17 protein-coding genes are annotated in these 16,859 nt (G+C 72.9%); 16 read left to right on the top strand and 1 reads right to left on the bottom strand.

The annotated features are described in order from the left end of the window. The first annotated feature begins 1 nt into the window (after window position 1). The 13 genes from QNO07_RS08195 (at window position 2) to nusB (ending at window position 12,887) form a co-directional block, all read left to right on the top strand. Complete coding sequence (locus QNO07_RS08195) at window positions 2–349, top strand: DUF6167 family protein (RefSeq protein ID WP_283991012.1); 348 nt, start codon at window positions 2–4, stop codon at window positions 347–349. Continuing rightward, window positions 349–3,018 carry an alanine--tRNA ligase gene (gene alaS / locus QNO07_RS08190; protein WP_283991011.1) on the top strand — a complete coding sequence of 890 codons (2,670 nt, stop codon included), beginning with the start codon at window positions 349–351 and terminating at the stop codon, window positions 3,016–3,018. Before QNO07_RS08195 ends, alaS begins: the two co-directional genes overlap by 1 nt. Before the next feature lie 46 nt (window positions 3,019–3,064). Beyond that, a complete protein-coding gene (gene ruvX, locus QNO07_RS08185) occupies window positions 3,065–3,529 on the top strand; it encodes a Holliday junction resolvase RuvX (RefSeq protein ID WP_283991010.1) in 465 nt (154 codons plus the stop codon). Between the two features lie 89 nt (window positions 3,530–3,618). After that, window positions 3,619–5,514, top strand: coding sequence for an endolytic transglycosylase MltG (gene mltG / locus QNO07_RS08180; protein ID WP_283991009.1), 1,896 nt, complete (start codon window positions 3,619–3,621; stop codon window positions 5,512–5,514). After that, window positions 5,514–6,347, top strand: coding sequence for a shikimate dehydrogenase (locus QNO07_RS08175; protein ID WP_283991008.1), 834 nt, complete (start codon window positions 5,514–5,516; stop codon window positions 6,345–6,347). The genes mltG and QNO07_RS08175 overlap by 1 nt, the downstream gene beginning before the upstream one ends. A 94-nt stretch (window positions 6,348–6,441) precedes the next feature. Further along, window positions 6,442–7,626 carry a chorismate synthase gene (gene aroC, locus QNO07_RS08170; protein WP_283991007.1) on the top strand — a complete coding sequence of 395 codons (1,185 nt, stop codon included), beginning with the start codon at window positions 6,442–6,444 and terminating at the stop codon, window positions 7,624–7,626. Continuing rightward, window positions 7,623–8,138 (top strand): shikimate kinase, encoded by a 516-nt coding sequence (locus QNO07_RS08165; RefSeq protein WP_283991006.1) that lies wholly within the window; start codon window positions 7,623–7,625, stop codon window positions 8,136–8,138. The genes aroC and QNO07_RS08165 overlap by 4 nt, the downstream gene beginning before the upstream one ends. After that, window positions 8,135–9,238: a 3-dehydroquinate synthase gene (gene aroB, locus QNO07_RS08160; protein ID WP_283991005.1), complete on the top strand. Its 1,104-nt coding sequence runs from the start codon at window positions 8,135–8,137 to the stop codon at window positions 9,236–9,238. The genes QNO07_RS08165 and aroB overlap by 4 nt, the downstream gene beginning before the upstream one ends. Then, complete coding sequence (gene aroQ / locus QNO07_RS08155) at window positions 9,235–9,699, top strand: type II 3-dehydroquinate dehydratase (RefSeq protein WP_283991003.1); 465 nt, start codon at window positions 9,235–9,237, stop codon at window positions 9,697–9,699. The genes aroB and aroQ overlap by 4 nt, the downstream gene beginning before the upstream one ends. A 129-nt stretch (window positions 9,700–9,828) precedes the next feature. Then, entirely contained in the window at window positions 9,829–10,590 is a 762-nt protein-coding gene (locus tag QNO07_RS08150; protein WP_283991002.1) for an AAA family ATPase, read from the top strand. Window positions 10,591–10,697: 107 nt separating this feature from the next. Next, window positions 10,698–11,807, top strand: a complete 1,110-nt coding sequence (locus tag QNO07_RS08145; protein WP_283991001.1) for a M24 family metallopeptidase — start codon at window positions 10,698–10,700, stop codon at window positions 11,805–11,807. Between the two features lie 82 nt (window positions 11,808–11,889). Then, window positions 11,890–12,456: an elongation factor P gene (gene efp, locus QNO07_RS08140; RefSeq protein ID WP_283991000.1), complete on the top strand. Its 567-nt coding sequence runs from the start codon at window positions 11,890–11,892 to the stop codon at window positions 12,454–12,456. 2 nt (window positions 12,457–12,458) lie between these two features. After that, on the top strand, window positions 12,459–12,887 hold the full coding sequence (gene nusB / locus QNO07_RS08135; protein ID WP_283990999.1) for a transcription antitermination factor NusB: 429 nt from the start codon (window positions 12,459–12,461) through the stop codon (window positions 12,885–12,887). A gap of 244 nt (window positions 12,888–13,131) precedes the next feature. On the opposite strand, the gene bldD is transcribed toward nusB, so the two are convergent. Further along, window positions 13,132–13,632, bottom strand: coding sequence for a transcriptional regulator BldD (bldD, locus tag QNO07_RS08130; protein WP_283990998.1), 501 nt, complete (start codon window positions 13,630–13,632; stop codon window positions 13,132–13,134). A gap of 197 nt (window positions 13,633–13,829) precedes the next feature. Here bldD and pyrR point away from each other — a divergent pair, with 197 nt between their 5' ends. The 3 genes from pyrR to QNO07_RS08115 all read left to right on the top strand — a co-directional run bounded on the left by pyrR (window position 13,830) and on the right by QNO07_RS08115 (window position 16,848). Then, window positions 13,830–14,468 (top strand): bifunctional pyr operon transcriptional regulator/uracil phosphoribosyltransferase PyrR, encoded by a 639-nt coding sequence (pyrR, locus tag QNO07_RS08125; RefSeq protein ID WP_283990997.1) that lies wholly within the window; start codon window positions 13,830–13,832, stop codon window positions 14,466–14,468. A gap of 95 nt (window positions 14,469–14,563) precedes the next feature. Further along, window positions 14,564–15,559, top strand: a complete 996-nt coding sequence (locus tag QNO07_RS08120; RefSeq protein WP_283990996.1) for an aspartate carbamoyltransferase catalytic subunit — start codon at window positions 14,564–14,566, stop codon at window positions 15,557–15,559. Next, the gene (locus tag QNO07_RS08115; protein WP_283990995.1) at window positions 15,556–16,848 is read left to right on the top strand and encodes a dihydroorotase; all 1,293 of its coding nucleotides are present in this window, start codon (window positions 15,556–15,558) and stop codon (window positions 16,846–16,848) included. The genes QNO07_RS08120 and QNO07_RS08115 overlap by 4 nt, the downstream gene beginning before the upstream one ends. Window positions 16,849–16,859: the final 11 nt, after the last annotated feature.

Raw genomic sequence — 16,859 nt, 5'->3', positions numbered from 1 at the left:
CATGATCCGCCGTGCCTTCTGGTTCAGCGCCGGCGCCGCCGCAGGCGTCTGGGCCACCACCAAGGTCAACCGCAAGCTGCGCAGCCTCACCCCCGAGTCGCTCGCGGCCCGGGCCGCGGACAAGGCGGTCGACGCGGGCCACCGGCTCAAGGAGTTCGCCGCCGACGTACGCTCTGGCATGGTGCAGCGCGAGGACGAACTGAACGACGCGCTCGGACTCGCCGCCGACCCCGACGCCCCCGCGCTCGGCCGCCCCGCGCCGAGCCCCGCACTGCCCCGCACCACCTCCGCCCCGCCGCGGAACGCGCTGGGCCCGACCCACCGAACGACCCGAAATGAGGACCACTGATGGAGTCGGCTGAAATCCGCCGCCGCTGGCTGAGCTTCTTCGAGGAGCGCGGGCACACCGTCGTGCCGTCGGCGTCGCTGATCGCGGACGACCCGACGCTGCTGCTGGTGCCGGCCGGCATGGTCCCGTTCAAGCCGTACTTCCTCGGTGAGGTCAAGCCGCCCTACGCGCGGGCCACCAGCGTGCAGAAGTGCGTGCGCACGCCCGACATCGAGGAGGTCGGCCGCACCACCCGGCACGGCACCTTCTTCCAGATGTGCGGCAACTTCTCCTTCGGCGACTACTTCAAGGAGGGAGCCATCCGGTACGCCTGGGACCTGCTCACCTCCTCCGTCGCCGACGGCGGCTACGGCCTGGAGCCGTCCAAGCTGTGGATCACCGTCTACGAGCAGGACGACGAGGCCGAGCGCATCTGGCGCGACGTCATCGGAGTGCCCGCCGAGCGCATCCAGCGCCTGGGCATGGGCCCCAACTACTGGTCGATGGGGGTGCCCGGACCCTGCGGCCCCTGCTCGGAGATCAACTACGACCGGGGCCCGGAGTTCGGCGAGGAGGGCGGCCCGGCCGTCAACGACGAGCGCTACGTGGAGATCTGGAACCTGGTCTTCATGCAGTACGAGCGCGGCGCCGGCGGTGGCAAGGAGGACTTCCCGATCCTCGGTGAGCTGCCGAGCAAGAACATCGACACCGGCCTCGGCCTGGAACGCCTGGCGATGATCCTGCAGGGCGTGCACAACATGTACGAGACCGACACGCTGCGTGTCGTCATGGACAAGGCCACCGAGCTGACCGGGGTGCGCTACGGCGCCGCCGGGGAGTCGGACGTGTCGCTGCGCGTGGTCGCCGACCACCTGCGCACCTCCGTCATGCTGATCGGTGACGGCGTCACCCCGGGCAACGAGGGGCGCGGCTACGTGCTGCGCCGCATCATGCGCCGCGCCATCCGCAACATGCGCCTGCTGGGCGCCACCGAGCCCGTCGTCGGCGACCTGGTCGACACGGTGCTGAAGACGATGGGCCAGCAGTACCCGGAGCTGCTCACCGACCGCAAGCGGATCGAGACGGTCGCACTCGCCGAGGAGGCCGCCTTCCTCAAGACGCTGCGGGCCGGCACCAACATCCTCGACACGGCCGTCTCGGAGACCCGGTCCGCCGGCAGCGACCGGCTCTCCGGTGAGAAGGCCTTCCTGCTGCACGACACGTGGGGCTTCCCGATCGACCTCACCCTGGAGATGGCCGCCGAGCAGGGTCTGAGCGTCGACGAGGACGGCTTCCGGCGGCTGATGCGGGAGCAGCGCGAGCGGGCCAAGGCCGACGCCCAGGCGAAGAAGACCGGCCACGCCGACCTCTCCGCCTACCGCGAGGTCGCCGACACCGCCGGCGGCACCGAGTTCACCGGCTACGTGCACACCGACGGCGAGGCCACCGTCGTCGGCCTGCTGCGCAACGGCGTCACCTCGCCCGCCGCGCAGGAGGGCGACGAGGTCGAGATCGTGCTCGACCGCACCCCCTTCTACGCCGAGGGCGGCGGTCAGCTCGCCGACACCGGCCGCATCCGGCTCGACAGCGGCGCGGTGGTCGAGGTCAGGGACGTGCAGCAGCCCGTCGCCGGGGTGACGGTCCACAAGGGCGTCGTGCAGGTCGGCGAGGTCACGGTCGGTGCCCCCGCCTTCTGCTCCATCGACGTCTCCCGCCGCCGGGCCATCGCCCGCGCGCACAGCGCCACCCACCTCACCCACCAGGCGCTGCGGGACGCTCTCGGCCCCACCGCCGCCCAGGCCGGTTCGGAGAACTCACCGGGCAGGTTCCGTTTCGACTTCGGCTCGCCCGCCGCCGTTCCCGGCTCGGTGCTCGCCGACGTGGAGCAGCAGATCAACGAGGTGCTCGGGCGTGAGCTGGACGTGCACGCCGAGGTCATGAGCATGGACGAGGCCCGCAAGCAGGGCGCCATCGCCGAGTTCGGCGAGAAGTACGGCGAGCGCGTGCGGGTCGTCACCATCGGCGACTTCTCCAAGGAGCTGTGCGGCGGCACCCACGTGCACAACACCGCCCAGTTGGGACTGGTGAAGCTGCTCGGCGAGTCCTCCATCGGGTCCGGCGTGCGCCGGGTCGAGGCGCTGGTGGGCACGGACGCCTACCGGTTCCTGGCCAAGGAGCACACCGTGGTCGCGCAGCTCACCGACCTGGTGAAGGGCCGCCCGGAGGAACTGCCGGAGAAGATCTCCGGCATGCTCGCCAAGCTGAAGGACGCCGAGAAGGAGATCGAGCGCTTCCGCGCCGAGAAGGTGCTCCAGGCCGCCGGCGGCCTGGCCGCCGACGCCCGCGACGTGCACGGCGTCGCGCTCGTCGCGGCCCGGGTGCCGGACGGCACCGGCGCCGACGACCTGCGCAAGCTGGTGCTCGACGTGCGCGGCCGGATCCCCGGGGACCGCGCCTCGGTCGTGGCCCTGTTCAGCGTCGTCAAGGACCGCCCGGTGACGGTCATCGCCACCAACGAGGCCGCCCGCGAGCGCGGCCTGAAGGCCGGCGAGCTGGTGCGCGCCGCGGCGAAGGCGCTCGGCGGCGGTGGCGGCGGCAAGCCGGACGTCGCGCAGGGCGGCGGCCAGGACGCCGACGCCGTGGACGAGGCGCTGGCCGCCGTGGAGCGGCTGGTGGCGGCGTCCGCATGAGTCCCGCCTGCCGTGTCCCGCGGCCGCGGTCCGGCCGGGCCGCCTGATGCGGCGCGGCCGACGGCTCGCGGTGGACGTCGGTGACGCCCGGATCGGGGTCGCGTCCAGCGACCCCGACGGGCTGCTCGCCACGCCCGTCGAGACGGTTCGCGGCCGGGACGTGCCTGCCGCCCAGCGCCGGCTGGCCGAGCTCGTCGCCGAGTACGAGCCGTTGGAGGTCGTTGTCGGCCTGCCCCGCTCGCTCGACGGACGGGAGGGGCCGGCAGCCGCCAAGGTGCGCGCGTTCGCGCAGGTCACCGCCCGCCGCATCGCACCGGTGCCGGTCCGCCTGGTCGATGAGCGCATGAGTACGGTCAGCGCTGCGCGGTCGATGCGCGCGTCCGGAGTGAACGCGAAGAAGGGCCGCGCCCGTATCGACCAGGCAGCGGCTGTGGTGATTCTGCAGAGTGCCCTGGAGACCGAACGGGTGTCGGGAGAACCGCCGGGCCAGTGCGTCGAAGTGGTTGTCTGATCGCAGTACGGTAACGTCTCGCGCGAACGGCAGCCGTTCGAACGTTGTACGGGTAAGGGCAGGTTGCCGAAGCGCGGCTTAGGGGATCGATGAGCGAGTACGGCCGAGGTCACGGCTCCCAACCATGGCATCCCGAGGATCCGCTGTACGGCGACCGGGACTTCCAGGGAGCGCAGCAGGGCGACTGGGACGGAAGCGGCACCGCCCAGCCGGGTCGGTCCGACTGGTCGCAGCAGAACGGTTCCGGTACCCAGGACCCGTACGGCGCGCCCGGCGGCCAGAGTCCGTACGGTGCGCCCGCCGGGCAGGACCCCTACGCGGGCTACGCCCAGCAGCAGTACCAGTACCCCGGTCAGGGCCAGTACGAGGGCCAGGACCAGCCCCAGCAGTACGGTCAGCACCCCGACCCCTCCGCCGGCCAGCAGCAGTACCAGGGCGGACCCGCGCAGCGCTACCAGGACCCCCAGGCGCCGCAGCAGCCCTACGGCAACCAGCAGCAGGGCGCGCCGCCCTCCTACGGAGAGCAGCACTACGGCGGCCAGGACAGCGGGCAGTACCGGCAGCAGCCCTACGCGGACCCGACGGGCGGCCCCCCAGGCGTAGGGCAGCCGGAGCAGCCCTACGCCGCCGCGGGCGACCCCTACGGCGACCAGCTGCCGCCGGACGCGTACGGGCAGCAGCCGCCCGACTACTACGGCACGCCCGAGGCCTACCCGCCTCCGAAGCCGGAGCGGCCGCAGCGGCGGCCGGACCGCGACGACGAGCAGGGCGGCGCGGAGGCCGACACCGACTGGGATCCCGGCCCCGACCAGGGCGAGTCCGCCTTCTTCAGCGACGACCCCGAGGGCGCGGCCGGAGGCGGCAGGGGCGACGACGGAGGCGGCGGCAGGTCCCGGCGCGGCAGCGCCAAGCGGAAGAACGGTTTCGCCTGCCTGGTGGTCGCCGCGGTGCTGCTCGGCGGCGGCGGCGCCGTCACCTACTACGGCTACGGCTTCTACCAGAGCCGCTTCGCCGCTGCCCCGGACTTCGAGGGCCAGGGCAGCGGCGAGGTGCAGGTGGAGATCCCGCAGGGCTCGTCGGTGTCCGACATGGGCAACATCCTCAGGAAGGCCGGCGTGGTCAAGAGCCACGACGCCTTCGTGGCGGCGGCGGCCGGCAGCGACAGCAAGGCGCAGACCATCCAGGCCGGCAGCTACACGCTCCGCAAGGAGATGTCGGCGTCGTCGGCCATCGCGCTGCTGCTCGACCCCAAGAGCCAGTCCGGCCTGATCATTCCCGAGGGCCTGCGGGCGTCGAAGATCTTCGAGATGATCGACGAGCGCACCGAGTCCCCGAAGGGCACCACCGAGAAGGCCGCCGAGTCCGCCGACCTCGGTCTGCCTCCGTGGGCCGAGGGCAAGGTGGAGGGTTTCCTCTTCCCCTCCAAGTACAGCGTCACCAAGAACTCCGAGCCGGAGGCCGTTCTCAAGGAGATGGTCAAGCGGGCCAACGCCGAGTTCACCAAGGTGGACATGGAGTCCGACGCCGAGAAGGTCGGACGCACCCCGTACGAGGTCCTCACCATCGCCTCGCTGATCCAGGCCGAGGCGCAGGAGAAGGACGAGTTCGGCAAGGTCTCCCAGGTGATCTACAACCGCCTGAAGCCGGGCAACTCCGAGACCAACGGCCGGCTCGACTTCGACTCCACCATCAACTACGCGATGGGCCGCTCGACGCTGGACGTGTCGGTCGACGACACCCGGTTCGACTCGCCGTACAACACCTACGTCAACGCCGGACTGCCTCCCGGTCCCATCGACAACCCCGGGCACCAGGCGATCACCGCGGCTCTCAACCCGACCGAGGGCGACTGGCTGTACTTCGTCACGGTCAAGCCGGGCGACACCCGCTTCAGCACCACCTTCAAGGAGCACGAGCGGCACGTGGCGGACTTCAACGCCGAGCAGCGCAAGAAGCGCGAGGAGTCGCAGGGGAGCGGCGACTGATGCCCGCGCGCCACCGGGCCGCCGTGCTCGGCTCACCCATCGCCCACTCGCTCTCCCCGGCACTGCACCGGGCCGCCTACCGGGAGCTGGGCCTCGCCGACTGGACGTACGAGCGGTTCGAGGTGGACGAGTCCGGGATCGGGCCCTTCCTCGGCGGCCTGGACGGGACCTGGGCCGGCCTGTCGCTCACCATGCCGCTCAAGCGGGCCGTGCTGCCGCTGCTGGACGAGGTGAGCGCGACCGCGGCGTCCGTCGAGGCGGTGAACACCGTGGTGTTCACCGAGGACGGCCGCCGGGTCGGCGACAACACCGACGTGCCCGGCATCCTCGCCGCGCTGGGTGAACACGGCGTGGAGCGGGTGGACCGGGCGACGGTCCTCGGCGCCGGAGCCACCGCCTCGTCGGCGCTGGCCGCCCTCGCGCGGATCTGCGACGGGCCGGTCACCGCCTGCGTGCGCAGCGAGGCCCGCGCCCGGGAGATGCGCGGCTGGGGCGAGCGGCTGGGCGTGGAGGTGCGCATCGCGCCCTGGGAGGAGGCGCCCGCCGCCCTGGACACCCCCCTGGTCGTCGCCACCACGCCGGCGGGCACCACCGACGCGCTGGCCGGGGCCGTTCCCGCCGCGCCGGGCACCCTCTTCGACGTGCTGTACGACCCCTGGCCCACGGCTCTGGCCGAGGCCTGGGCGACCCGTGGCGGCCCGGTGGTCGGCGGCCTCGACCTGCTGGTCCACCAAGCCGTGCTGCAGGTCGAGCAGATGACGGGCCGCCACCCCGCGCCGCTCGCCGCGATGCGGGCCGCCGGCGAGGCGGCGCTGGCCGCCCGCGTGCGCTGAGACGCCGTTCCGACTGCTGGACCGGCGTCCGGGCACCGGCCCCGGGCATGGCAGGATCGGGGCAAGCACACCGCGCCCGAATTGAGGAGCACCGTTGAGCAGGTTGCGCTGGCTGACCGCGGGGGAGTCGCACGGCCCCGCACTGGTGGCGACGCTGGAGGGACTGCCCTCCGGAGTGCCGGTCACCACCGACATGGTGGCGGACGCGCTGGCCCGGCGGCGGCTCGGCTACGGGCGCGGCGCCCGGATGAAGTTCGAGCGGGACGAGGTGACCTTCCTCGGCGGTGTGCGGCACGGCCTCACCCTCGGCTCGCCGGTCGCGATCATGGTCGGCAACACCGAGTGGCCCAAGTGGGAGAAGGTGATGGCCGCCGACCCGGTCCCCGAGGAGGAGCTGGCCGCCCTGGCCCGCAACGCGCCGCTGACCCGTCCCCGGCCCGGTCACGCCGACCTGGCGGGCATGCAGAAGTACGGCTTCGACGAGGCCCGCCCGATCCTGGAGCGCGCCTCCGCGCGGGAGACCGCCGCCCGGGTCGCGCTGGGTACCGTCGCGCGTTCCTACCTGGAGCAGACCGCCGGGATCGAGATCGTCAGCCATGTGGTGGAGCTGGGCCGGGCCCGTGCCCCGCAGGGGCAGGTGCCGGTGCCGGCCGACGTGGAGCGCCTGGACGCCGACCCGGTGCGCTGCCTGGACGCCGACGCCAGCAAGGCGATGGTCGCCGAGATCGACCAGGCCCACACCGACGGCGACACGCTCGGCGGGGTGGTCGAGGTCGTCGCGCACGGTGTGCCGGTCGGGCTGGGCTCGCACGTGCACTGGGACCGCCGTCTGGACGCGCGGCTGGCCGCGGCGCTGATGGGCATCCAGGCGATCAAGGGCGTGGAGGTCGGTGACGGCTTCGACCTGGCCCGGGTGCCCGGCTCCAAGGCGCACGACGAGATCCACCGCACCGAGCAGGGCATCCGCCGCTCCTCGGGCCGTTCCGGCGGCACCGAGGGCGGCCTGAGCACCGGCGAGCTGCTGCGGGTGCGGGCGGCGATGAAGCCCATCGCCACCGTGCCCAGGGCGCTGGCCACCGTCGACGTGCAGTCCGGTGAGGCGGCGAAGGCCCACCACCAGCGCTCCGACGTGTGCGCGGTCCCGGCGGCCGGCATCGTCGCGGAGGCCATGGTCGCCCTGGTCCTCGCGGACGCCGTCGCGGAGAAGTTCGGCGGCGACAGCGTGACCGAGACCCGCCGCAACGTGCGCGGCTACCTCGACAACCTGGCGATCCGTTGAGCGGCCCGGCGGTCATCCTGGTCGGGCCGATGGGTGTGGGCAAGACCACCGTGGGCCGGATCCTGGCCGAGCGGCTGGGCACCACCTGCCGCGACACCGACGACGACGTCGCGGAGCGGGCCGGCAAGCCCGTCGCGGAGATCTTCATCGACGAGGGCGAGGAGCACTTCCGGGCGCTGGAGCGCGAGGCGGTGCAGGCCGCCGTCACCGGCCACGACGGGGTGCTCTCCCTCGGCGGCGGCGCGGTCCTGGCCGCCGAGACCCGCCTCCTGCTGGCCGGGCGGCCGGTGGTGCTGCTGGAGATGGGCGTCGCCGAGGCCGTGCGCCGCACCGGCCTGGACGCGCCCCGTCCGCTGCTCACCGTCAACCCCCGCCAGCAGTGGCGGCAGCTGATGGAGGAGCGCCGCCCGCTGTACGCCGAGGTCGCCCGTGCCGTGGTCAGCACCGAAGACCGCACCCCCGACGAGGTCGCCGACGAGATCCTCGACGTCCTGGAGCTGAAGAAGTCATGACATCGCACCCGACCGGGTCGCCCACCCGCATCACCGTCGGCGGCAGTGCCGGCACCGAGCCCTACGACGTGCTGATCGGCCGGCAGCTGCTGGACGAGCTGCCGGGCCTGATCGGCACCGCCGCGAAGCGGGTCGCGGTACTGCACCCCGAGGCGCTCGCCGAGACCGGTGAGGTGCTGCGCGAGGACCTCGCCGCGCAGGGCTACGACGCGATCGCCGTGCAGCTGCCCAACGCCGAGGAGTCCAAGACCGCCGAGGTCGCCGCCTACTGCTGGAAGGCGCTGGGGCAGACCGGCTTCACCCGCACCGACGTCATCGTCGGCGTCGGCGGCGGCGCCACCACCGACCTCGCCGGGTTCGTCGCGGCCACCTGGCTGCGCGGCGTGCGCTGGATCGCCGTGCCCACCACCGTGCTCGGCATGGTCGACGCGGCCGTCGGAGGCAAGACCGGTATCAACACCGCCGAGGGCAAGAACCTCGTGGGTGCCTTCCACCCGCCAGCCGGGGTGCTCTGCGACCTGGCGGCGCTGGACTCGCTGCCCGTGCACGACTACGTCAGCGGTCTCGCCGAGGTCATCAAGGCCGGCTTCATCGCCGACCCCGCCATCCTCGACCTCATCGAGAGCGACCCCGCCGCGGCCCGCACCCCGCAGGGGCCGAACACGGCCGAGCTCATCGAGCGCTCCATCCGGGTCAAGGCCGACGTCGTCTCCGACGACCTCAAGGAGTCCGGCCGCCGCGAGATCCTCAACTACGGCCACACCCTCGCGCACGCCATCGAGAAGAACGAGCGCTACAACTGGCGGCACGGCGCGGCCGTCGCCGTCGGTATGGTCTTCGCCGCGGAACTCGGCCGCATCGCCGGCCGGCTGGACGACGCCACCGCCGACCGCCACCGCGCACTCCTCGAAGCGGTCGGACTGCCCGTCACCTACCGCGGCGACCAGTGGCCCAAGCTGCTGGAGACGATGAAGGTCGACAAGAAGACCCGCGGCGACCGGCTCCGCTTCATCGTGCTCGACGGCCTGGCCCGCCCCGTAGTCCTGGAAGGGCCCGACCCGGCGATGCTGCTCGCCGCCCACGCGGAGATCGCCGCGTGAGCGCCGGCGCCGACGGCGGCACGAGCCGCCGGGTGCTGGTGCTGAACGGGCCCAACCTGGGCCGGCTCGGCTCCCGTGAACCGGACGTGTACGGCACCACCTCCTACGCCGGCCTGGTGAAGGCCTGCGCCGAACTCGGCGCCGAACTCGGCTTCGACGTCGAGGTGCGGGAGACCAACGACGAGGGCGAGCTGATCAGCTGGCTGCACGAGGCCGCCGACGGCCGGCTGCCGGTCGTGCTCAACCCGGGCGCGTTCACCCACTACTCGTACGGCATGCGGGACGCCGCCGCGCAGCGCACCGCGCCGCTCATCGAGGTGCACCTGTCCAACCCGCACGCCCGCGAGGAGTTCCGGCACCTGTCCGTGGTGGCCGCGGTGGCCACCGGTACCGTCGCGGGCTTCGGTATCGGGTCCTACCGCCTGGCGCTGCGGGCCCTCGCCGACGAACTCGGCGGCTGACGGGTCAGGTCGGGCACTCGCCACCGGTCGGGCCCGTTCATACTGGGGGCGCCCCGGGCGGTACGGTTCGTCAGCGACGGACCGCCTCCCGGCGCCGCAACGAGCACCGAGCGAACGGAGTGGGGACGGATGCAGCACTACGGGGCGCACCCGCCCGTCCCGCCGGGGCACCCGCCGCACCCCGCGCAGCCGCCGGTGCACCCGGGATGGCACGCGGCCGGGCCGCCGCCGGCCGCGCAGGCCCCCGAGCCCACCGGGCAGCTGCGGTTGCCGCCCGGCGCCCCGGTGCAGATACCCGCGCCCGCCGCCGACCCGGCCACGCTGGACGCCGCGCACGCAGCGGTCGCGGTGCTGCTCATCGGGCCGGCCGGAGCGGGAAAGACCACCGTCGCCCGCCACTGGGCGGACCGCCGCCCCGTGCCCACCGCCCACATCAGCCTCGACGACGTGCGGGAGTGGGTGCGCGCCGGGTTCGCCGACCCGCAGACGGGCTGGAACGACCAGTCGGAGGCGCAGTACCGCCTGGCCCGCCGCACATGCGGCTTCGCCGCCCGCAACTTCCTCGCGAACCGCATCTCCTGCATCCTCGACGACGCGGTCTTCCCCGACCGGCCCGCCGTCGGCCTGGGCGGCTGGAAGCGGCACGTCGGCCCCGGACTGATCCCCGTGGTGCTGCTGCCCGGCCTGGAGATCGTCCTGGAGCGCAACGCCGCCCGCAGCGGCAACCGGCGGCTCAGCGACGAGGAGGTCGCCCGTATCCACGGGCGCATGGCCGGCTGGTACAGCTCGGGGCTGCCCATCCTGGACAACTCCCGGCACGACGTGGAGACCACGGCCCGGCTGCTGGACGAGATCGTCGCCCGCAGCCTCGCCAGCCCGCCGACCTGGTAGGCCCGCCCGCCTGGTAACCCCGCCGCCCGCGGGCGGCATCGGGCGGGTGACGCCCGTACGGCTGCGCTCGACCGGCCGGATCGGCGCCGCGAGCCTAGGCTCGCCCCATGTCCGAGGTGCACACGCTCCGCCGCTCCCGGCTCCGCGACCGCTGCGCGGCGTCGGCCGCGGACACCACGTCCGCACTGGTCACCAGTCCGGCCAACCTGCACTACCTCACCGGCTGCGACGCGCCCGGCGCGGTGCTGCTGCTGGGCGCCGACGGCCGCGACACGCTGTTCGCCCTGCCCGGCGAGGGCGGCCCGCCCCTGCCGGACCCGTCGGGTGAGCTGCGGGCCCGGCTGCTGCCGGGTCAGGGCGATCCGGCGGCTGCCGCCGCGGCCCTCGCCGACCGCTCCGGCAGCGCGGTACTCGCGGTGGAGGAGCGGCACCTGACGGTGGCCAGGCACCGGCTGGTCGCCTCCGCCGCCCCCCGGCTGCGCCTGGCCGACCTGGGCAGCGCCGTGGAGCAGCAGCGGCTCGTCAAGGACCGCGAGGAGATCGCAGCGCTGCGCATCGCCGCCGAGATCACCGACCAGGCGCTGGGCGAACTGCTGGAGTCGATCCTGGTGGGGCGCACCGAGCGGCACCTCGCGCTGGAACTGGAACGCCGACTGGTCGACCACGGTGCGGACGGCGCGGCGTTCCCCACCTCCGTCGCCACCGGCCGGCACTCCGGCCTGGCTGGGCACGTGCCGAGCGACCGGCGTGTGGAGGAGGGCGATTTCCTCACCGTCCGGCTCGGTGCCCGCTACCGCGGCTACCGCTGCCAGATCGGCCGCACCTTTGTCATCGGCAGCTCGCCCGCCGAGTGGCAGATCGACCTGTACGAGCTGGTCTTCGCTGCTCAGCGCGCCGGACGGGAGGCGCTGGCGCCCGGAGCCGAGTGCCGGTCGGTGGACCGGGCGACCCGCCAGGTGCTGGCCGCGGCCGGCTACGGAGAGGCGGTCGGCGACCGCACCGGGCACGGGGTGGGGCTGGAAATCGGTGAGGACCCTCGGCTGTCGCCAGGAGCCATGAGTAAACTGGACGCTTGCGTGCCGGTCACCGTCGAACCGGGGGTCCACCTCCCGGGGCGGGGCGGGGTCCGGATCGATGACACACTCGTCGTCCGCCCCTCCGCAGACGGCGGGCCGGAGCTACTCACCATCACGACCAAGGAACTGCTCGCTCTCTAGCGCCCCACCGGGCTGGTGAGCCCACGGGCACGCGGGCAGGGCTCCCTTGGTCTCCCAAGCAGTCTCAGGAGATTCCGCGACCGTGGCCACCACGAACGACCTCAAGAACGGCATGGTGCTCAAGCTCGACGCCGGACAGCTCTGGTCCGTTGTCGAGTTCCAGCACGTCAAGCCCGGCAAGGGCCCTGCCTTCGTGCGCACCAAGCTGAAGAACGTGCTCTCCGGCAAGACCGTCGACAAGACCTTCAACGCCGGCACGAAGGTCGAGACCGCCACCGTCGACCGGCGCAGCATGCAGTTCTCGTACATGGACGGCGAGTACTTCGTCTTCATGGACATGGGCACCTACGACCAGATCCACGTCTCCCGCGAGGTGGTCGGCACTGCGGCCAACTACCTCATCGAGGGCTTCGAGGCGACGGTGGCCATGTACGAGGGCAACCCGCTCTCCGTGGAGCTGCCGGCCGCCGTCGAGCTGGTCATCGAGCACACCGAGCCCGGCGTGCAGGGCGACCGCTCCACCGGTGGCTCCAAGCCCGCCAAGCTGGAGACCGGTCACGAGATCGGCGTCCCGCTGTTCATCACCACCGGCGAGAAGATCAAGGTCGACACCCGCACCGGAGATTACCTCGGCCGGGTGAACAGCTAACCGTGGCTGCCCGCAGCAAGTCCCGCAAGCGCGCCTTCCAGATCCTGTTCGAGGCCGACCAGCGCGACGCCTCCGTGACGGAGGTCCTCGCGGACTGGCTCCGGCACGCGCGGACCGATCCCCGGCAGCCGCCGGTCGGCGAGTACACCATGCAGCTCGTCGAGGGCTACGCCGCTCACGCGGCGCGGATCGACGAACTGATCGCCACCTACGCCGTGGACTGGGAGCTGGACCGCATGCCGGTGGTCGACCTCAGCATCCTGCGGCTGGGTGCGTACGAGCTGATCTGGGAGGACGAGACGCCCGACGCGGTGGTGCTCGACGAGTGCGTGCAGCTCGCCAAGGAGTTCTCCACCGACGACTCGCCGGGCTTCGTCAACGGCCTGCTGGGCCGCCTGAAGGAGCTCAAGCCGAGCCTGCGCCAGGCCTGACCGCCACCGCACCGCCCGACGGGGGCGGGTCCGGGACACCAGATGTCCCGGACCCGCCCCCGTCGGCCGTGCGCCCACCCGCCGCTTCCAGGCCCAGGCGCCGTCAGGCCCTGCGAGCCCCTGTGGAGCCACGGAAGCGCCAGTGCCCCGCAGTCGGCCTCGGCGGGCGACTGCGGGGCACTGCGGTGGGCGACGGGAACCCCGCGACCCGCGGGGGCGGTCGCCGCGGGCGGACCTGGAGGTGTCAGAGGTCGTCGTGGGCGACGGCACGCCGGGCGTCGGCGTCCAGTACGCCCCAGCTGATGAGCTGCTCGGTGAGCACCGAGGGCGACTGGTCGTAGATCACGGCCAGGGTGCGCAGGTCGTCCTGACGGATCGACAGCACCTTGCCGTTGTAGTCGCCGCGCTGGCTCTGGATGGTGGCCGCGTACCGCTGCAGCGGTCCTGCCTTGTCGGCGGGCACGTGGGCCAGCCGCTCCAGGTCGAGGACGAGCTTCGGCGGCGGCTCGGCGGCTCCGCCCGGCGTGGTGCCCGGCAGCAGCTCCTGCACCGGAACGCCGTAGAAGTCAGCCAGTTCGGCGAGGCGCTGCACGGTCACCGCGCGGTCGCCGCGCTCGTAGGAGCCCACCACGACCGCCTTCCAGCGGCCCTGGGACTTCTCCTCGACACCGTGCAGGGACAGGCCCTGCTGGGTGCGGATGGCGCGAAGCTTGGCGCCGAGCTGTTTGGCGTATTCGCTGGACATATGGCTCCCCGGATGAGGTTTTCGTAACTCACTGTGAGGTTACGCAGCGTAATGTCCGGCGTCAAGCCGGGAGCCGCCCACCCCCCGATGACCTGGGCGGATGCGGATCACCCCGCGCCTCCTGCTACGGTTGTGCTGTTCGATTCCGGCGTCCTTTAAGGCCCGTCCAGTGAGGCGGGGAAGGAGGTCCGTCACGTATGGACAGCAACAGCAGCAACTACGGCACATCCAGCTCCGACAGCACAGCCCGCGCTGACAGCGCTGACAGCGCAGGTTCGCCTCAGGCCCGGCCCGTTCTTGAGGCCCCCGACATCGCCCGGGTTCTGACCCGCATCGCCCACGAGGTCGTCGAACGCGCCAAGGGCGCCGACGACGTGGTGCTGCTCGGCATCCCCACCAGGGGAGTGCACCTCGCCCGGCGCCTCGCAGCCAAGCTCGAGGACATCACCGGCCGCCCGGTACCCGTGGGCTCGCTCGACATCACCATGTACCGCGACGACCTGCGGCTGGGCCCGGCCCGTACGCTGGCCCGCACCGAGATCCCCGCCGACGGCGTCGACGGCCGCCTGGTCGTGCTCGTCGACGACGTGCTCTTCTCCGGCCGCACCATCCGCGCCGCGCTCGACGCGCTCGGCGACATCGGACGGCCGCGTGCCGTGCAGCTCGCCGTACTGGTCGACCGCGGCCACCGCGAGCTGCCGATCCGCGCCGACTACGTCGGCAAGAACCTCCCCACGTCGCTGCGGGAGACGGTCAAGGTCCAGCTCACCGAGGAGGACGGCCGCGACGGCGTGCTGCTCGGCCTGCGCGAGACCGCTCCGGCCGGCGAGCTGTAGCGCACCCCCGCGCCCGCCTGCCCGCCGCAGCGCGGGTCCGTCGCTGCCGCCTGCCCGCCCGCACCCTTCATCCCACTCCACGGAGCCCGCATCCGATGAAGCGACACCTCATCTCGGCCGCCGACCTCACCCGCGACGACGCCGTCATGGTCCTCGACACCGCCGAGGAACTCGCCCGGCTCGCCGACCGGCCGATCAAGAAGCTGCCCACCCTGCGCGGACGCACGGTCGTCAACCTGTTCTTCGAGGACTCCACCCGCACCCGGATCTCCTTCGAACTGGCAGCCAAGCGCCTCTCGGCCGACGTCATCAACTTCTCCGCCAAGGGCTCGTCCGTCTCCAAGGGCGAGTCGCTGAAGGACACCGCGCTCACCCTGGAGGCGATGGGTGCCGACGCGGTCGTCATCCGCCACCACGACTCGGGCGCGCCGCACCGCCTCGCCACCTCCGGCTGGATCGGCGGCTCGGTCGTCAACGCCGGCGACGGCACCCACGAGCACCCCACCCAGGCCCTGCTGGACGCGTTCACCCTGCGGCGCAGGCTGGGCGGCGGTGCGGGCCGCGACCTCGACGGACGCCATGTCACGATCGTCGGCGACATCCTGCACAGCCGGGTCGCCCGCTCCGGGGTGCACCTGCTCAGCACGCTCGGGGCACGCGTCACCGTGGTGGCCCCGCCCACCCTGGTGCCCGTCGGCATCGCCAGCTGGCCGTGCGAGCTGTCCTACGACCTGGACCAGGTGCTGCCCAAGTCCGACGCGGTGATGATGCTCCGCGTCCAGCGGGAACGCATGAACGCCGCCTACTTCCCGACCGAACGCGAGTACGCCCGACGCTACGGCCTCGACGGCCAGCGCATGGCGCGCATGCCCGAGCACGCCGTCGTCCTGCACCCCGGGCCGATGAACCGCGGCATGGAGATCACCGCCGACGTCGCCGACTCCCCGCGGTGCACCGCGGTGGAGCAGGTCGCCAACGGCGTCAGCATCCGCATGGCCGTCCTGTACCTGCTGCTCGGCGGCGCCGAGCCCGCGGTCAGCGACCCGGCCCTCCAGACCGCCACGCCCACCCGCACCGAGGAGAGCAAGTGAGCACAGCCAAGACCCTGATCCGCGGCGCGCGCGTCCTGGGCGGCGACCCCGCCGACGTACTGATCGACGGCGAGACCGTCGCCGAGGTCGGCACCGGCCTGGACGCCGGCGGCGCCCAGGTCGTCGACGCCGACGGGCTGGTGCTGCTGCCCGGCCTCGTCGACCTCCACACCCACCTGCGGGAGCCCGGCCGTGAGGACTCCGAGACGGTCCTCACCGGCACCCGCGCCGCCGCCGCCGGCGGCTTCACCGCCGTGCACGCCATGGCCAACACCTTCCCCGTCGCCGACACCGCCGGCGTCGTCGAGCAGGTCTGGCGGCTCGGCCGGGAGTCCGGCTACTGCGACGTGCAGCCGGTCGGCGCCGTCACCGTCGGCCTGGCCGGCAGCAAGCTCGCCGAACTGGGCGCCATGCACGAGTCGGCCGCCGGCGTGCGGGTCTTCTCCGACGACGGCAAGTGCGTCGACGACGCGGTGATCATGCGCCGCGCCCTGGAGTACGTGAAGGCGTTCGACGGCGTCATCGCCCAGCACGCGCAGGAACCCCGCCTCACCGAGGGCGCCCAGATGAACGAGGGCGTCGTCTCCGGCGAGCTGGGCCTGGGCGGCTGGCCGGCCGTGGCCGAGGAGTCGATCATCTCCCGCGACGTGCTGCTCGCCGCGCACGTCGGCTCCCGCGTCCACATCTGCCACCTCTCCACCGCCGGCTCGGTGGAGATCGTGCGCTGGGCCAAGTCCAAGGGCTGGAACGTCACCGCCGAGGTCACCCCGCACCACCTCCTGCTCACCGACGAGCTGGTGCGCTCCTACGACCCGGTCTACAAGGTCAACCCGCCGCTGCGCACCGCGGCTGACGTGGAGGCGCTGCGCGAGGCCCTCGCCGACGGCACCATCGACTGCGTCGCCACCGACCACGCCCCGCACCCGCACGAGGACAAGGACTGCGAGTGGGGTGCCGCGGCCATGGGCATGGTCGGCCTGGAGACGGCCCTGTCGGTGGTGCAGCACACCATGGTCGACACCGGGCTGCTGGACTGGGCGCAGGTCGCCGACCGCATGTCCTTCCGGCCCGCGCACATCGGGCGTCTCGCCGGACACGGCCGCCCCGTCTCGGCAGGCGAGCCCGCCAACCTCACCCTGGTCGATCCGGCATACCGTGGACAGGTGGACCCCGCGGGCTTCGCCTCCCGCAGCCGCAACACCCCCTACCGGGGTCGCGAGCTGCCGGGACGGGTGACGCACACCTTCCTGCGGGGCCGGGCAACGGTCGTGGACGGGAAACTGGCGTGAACCCTCAACTG

This window comes from Streptomyces sp. 549 (assembly GCF_030124175.1).
GTDB lineage: Bacteria > Actinomycetota > Actinomycetes > Streptomycetales > Streptomycetaceae > Streptomyces.
This window is presented reverse-complemented; position numbering and strand designations above follow the sequence as displayed.